Consider the following 3359-nt stretch of genomic DNA (forward strand, 5'->3'; position numbering starts at 1 on the left):
ACCAGCCAGGCCATGAACGAGGTAAAACAATTGGCACTGACAATCGGCACGCTGTTGAGTTCTCAAGGAGCAGGCGCTACCAGCTCTTACCCTTGCGGGTTTCGCTCTGGTGCTTCTTTAAGTTACCCGCCTCTTCGTTCGGTGTCAAATCGCTTCGTTTTGAGCGAGATGAACCTTTTCGAACAGGTCCTGCTTTTCGGGCTTTGGGCCCTTGCGGGCTTCGTGCGGTGCTTCTTTAACTTACTTGGCCTCTCCGTTTGGTGTCAAATCGCTTCGTTTTGAGCGAGATACACCGTTCCGAACAGGTACCGCTTTCCTGCACACTCGAGACAAATTCCCTTACGGAGATTGGCTCGTGCGATGTTTCCAGGTTACGGGCTTTGGCTGGATTGTGTCAAACCGCTCCGGCTTTCGATGCTTTCGCACCGAGCTACCGGCGATTGCCACTTTCACACCGTATCGCACCGTCCGCGGCCCGTTTCCTCGGGGGGTCGGTGCCCCCTCGGAGGAGATGTGGTCCTGCGCGACATCGAGCTCTTTGCAGAACTCAGTGGGCGACGAAGGAGAACTATACACGAGCGAGGCCACCCCGGGAGACCTCGTGGGCATAACTTTGCGGCACCGCCGTCGGACGGTGCGTCAGCCCCACGCTCCGGTCCAGCGAGCGAGGCTCTGGGGTGGTTCGCCCTGCGGAGCCTGCTCGGCCTGGCGCGCAGCGCCGGTCCGATGTCGTCTATCCAGGTCAACGAGCGATCCGGCCATCCGGTTCCCCGCTGCCAACCCCCACCCTCGGCGAGCGTCGGACCGAACATGCCCATGGCCGACGCCGCCCAAACCCTCCCTCGCGAACCGAGCTCGATCAGTACCCCGTCCGTGGGGTGAGCAGAGATGCCGCCGGCGTGCGGGTCGACCGACCGAGGCGCCTGCCAGCAGGTGGCAGACCCAGCCGCCGGGCGGGTCAACCCGGGCACCGGAGGAGGAGCTCGGGTGCCCGGCCGCGGATCGGTCGCGGCCCGAGGCCGACCGCGGGCACACCGGTCGACCCTGGGTCCCCCGACATGCTGGGATGGATCCGACGCGGGTGCGATGGCGCGATTGCGCCGATGCCTGCGTCGACCGCCCGGCGCAGCCGTGTTCGTCGGTGCCGTGAGCCGGGCACCGCGGCCACTCGGCCGAATCCCCCCGCGCTGGCCGGTGGGTCGTGCCGGGCCCTCGGGCCGAAGCGGGGCTGTTGGCCCTGGGCGCGGCCCCGTCCCGGCCGGAGGCCGCCGGCGCCACTTCGCGGACGGTGGGCGCACGCGTGGTCGTCACGTGGAACGAAGCCCCGACGGCGCCCGGGCGACACCGGCGGCGCGGAGACCAGCAGGAGTGTCCGGAACGACCAGCACGGTCGGCCGGGAGAGGAGTGACGAGGTGTCGATGCTCAGCCGAGCCACCTGGCGGGAGCTCGGGAACGACCGCCCGCTGCTGGTGCTGCCGCTGGGTAGCACCGAGCAGCATGGACCGCACCTCCCACTCGACACCGACACCCGGGTCGCGTCCGCCGTCGCCCACGGTCTTGCGCAGCGGCTGGAGCCCCTGCTCGTCGGGGCGGCGCTGCCGTATGGGGCCAGCGGCGAGCACGCCGGGTTTCCCGGCACGGTCTCGCTGGGCACGCAGGTGCTCGAGCGGGTGGTCGTGGAGCTGGTCCGCTCGGTCGACAACACGGCCAGCGCCGTCGTGTTGGTCAACGGGCATGGCGGGAACATCGCCGCGCTCAGGTCGGCCCGGCAGGTCCTCGCCGGTGAGGGTCGCCTGGTGCACCTGTGGGCCCCGACAGCGGCCCTGGCCGCGGCGGTCGGCGTGCCGGCGGCGGACCGCGACCTGCACGCCGGTCGGTCGGAGACCTCGCTGCTGCTGCACCTGGCCCCGGACCTGGTCCGCTTGGACCTGGCCAGCGCCGGCCCCAGTCCGTCGCTCGACGACCTCCTCGCCCACGGCGTCGCCGCGCTCAGCCCCAGCGGGGTGCTGGGTGACCCGAGGGGCGCATCGGCGGCCGAGGGGGCCCGCCTGCTCGACGCCTACCTCGACGACGCGGTCGACCGGCTGCTCGACTGGACGCGACACCACGGCCTCACACCCCCCGCGGCACGCACCACGGGCCGGTCCGCGTGACGCGCGACAGCGACAGCGACAGCGACAGCGACAGCGACAGCGACAGCCCAGCCTCGTCGCCGGCCCCCGTCGCGCTGATCACCGGCGCGGCGCGCGGTCTTGGTGCCGCGGTCGCCGAGGCCCTCGACGCGGCCGGATACCGCCTCGTCCTCGCCGATCTGGCAGTGCCGGAACCGCCGACGGCGGGCTACCCGTACGCGACCGGGCAAGACCTCGACGCGGTCGCCGCCCGCTGCCGCGACGCGGTCGCGGTGCGGGTCGACGTCCGCCGCCAGGCCGACGTCGACGCGGCCGTCGCCATCGCCCAGGAGCGCTACGGCCGCCTCGACGCGGCCGTGGCCGCCGCCGGCATCATCGCCGGCGGTCCCCCGATCTGGCAGACCGACGACGACTCCTGGCAGACGCTGCTCGCCGTGAACCTCACGGGGGTGTTCCACGTCATCCGGGCGACGGTCCCGGCGCTGCTCGAGGCACCCGCCGGCCGGTTCGTCGCGGTCTCCTCCGCGGCGGGAACCCGGCCGCTGGCCCGCCTGGCCGCCTACTCCGCCGGCAAACACGGCGTTGTCGGCCTGGTGCGCAGCCTCGCCGCGGACCTCGCCGGGACGGCGGTGACGGCGAACGTCGTCTGCCCCGGCTCGATGGACACCACCATGCTCGCCGAGTCGGCCAGGATCTACGACCTGCCCGACGCGGCGGAGTTCGCCGGCCACGCCTACCTGCGCCGGCTGCTGCGGCCCGAGGAGGTCGCCGCCGCGGTGGCCTTCCTGTGCTCACCCGCGGCGGGCGGGATGACCGGTTCCGTGCTGGCCGCGGACGGCGGGTTCACCGGCTGACCGCCCACTCCGTCACCCCGCCTTCCCAGGGGACGCGCGAGACGTGAATCAGTCGGGCCAGCCGTAGCGTTGCGGCGCCAGGACGAAGGCGGCGGCTCCGCGCAGCGCGACGCGGGCCGGATCGTCGCTGCGCCCGATGCGCATCCGCCGGATGAAGGCCAGACCGGCATGGCGCTCGAAGCCGGCGAGAAGCGCGTCCCAGAAGATCGGTCCGGACTGCGCGAATCCGCCGGCCACGACGGCCGCCTCGAGGTCGAGCAGGCTCGCGCTGGCGGCGAGCCCCGCGCCGACAGCGGTTCCGGCCCGGGCGAGTTCCCGGCGGGCGATCTCATCACCGGCCACGGCCGCGGCGGCGAGGGTGCGGCCGTCAGC

At 72.1% G+C, this 3359-nt stretch carries 3 protein-coding genes and 1 pseudogene; 3 read left to right on the forward strand and 1 reads right to left on the reverse strand.

Going from position 1 to position 3359, the window contains the following annotated elements; all coding sequences use genetic code 11:
• The 3 genes from ND748_RS28545 to ND748_RS28555 form a co-directional block, all read left to right on the forward strand.
• The coding region (locus ND748_RS28545) for a hypothetical protein (protein WP_251749287.1) at window positions 1-282 on the forward strand (282 nt) is incomplete at its 5' end.
• A 1131-nt stretch (window positions 283-1413) separates the two neighbouring features.
• On the forward strand, window positions 1414-2154 hold the full coding sequence (gene mftE / locus ND748_RS28550; protein ID WP_374216057.1) for a mycofactocin biosynthesis peptidyl-dipeptidase MftE: 741 nt from the start codon (window positions 1414-1416) through the stop codon (window positions 2152-2154).
• Complete coding sequence (locus tag ND748_RS28555; RefSeq protein ID WP_251749289.1) at window positions 2151-2987, forward strand: mycofactocin-coupled SDR family oxidoreductase; 837 nt, start codon at window positions 2151-2153, stop codon at window positions 2985-2987. Before mftE ends, ND748_RS28555 begins: the two co-directional genes overlap by 4 nt.
• Window positions 2988-3035: 48 nt before the next feature.
• On the opposite strand, the pseudogene ND748_RS28560 reads toward ND748_RS28555, so the two are convergent.
• Window positions 3036-3359, reverse strand: a pseudogene (locus ND748_RS28560) (ROK family protein); the annotation flags it as partial.

Origin of the sequence: Frankia sp. AiPs1 (assembly GCF_023716945.1) — a bacterium.
In the GTDB taxonomy this organism is placed as follows: Bacteria; Actinomycetota; Actinomycetes; order Frankiales; family Frankiaceae; genus Frankia.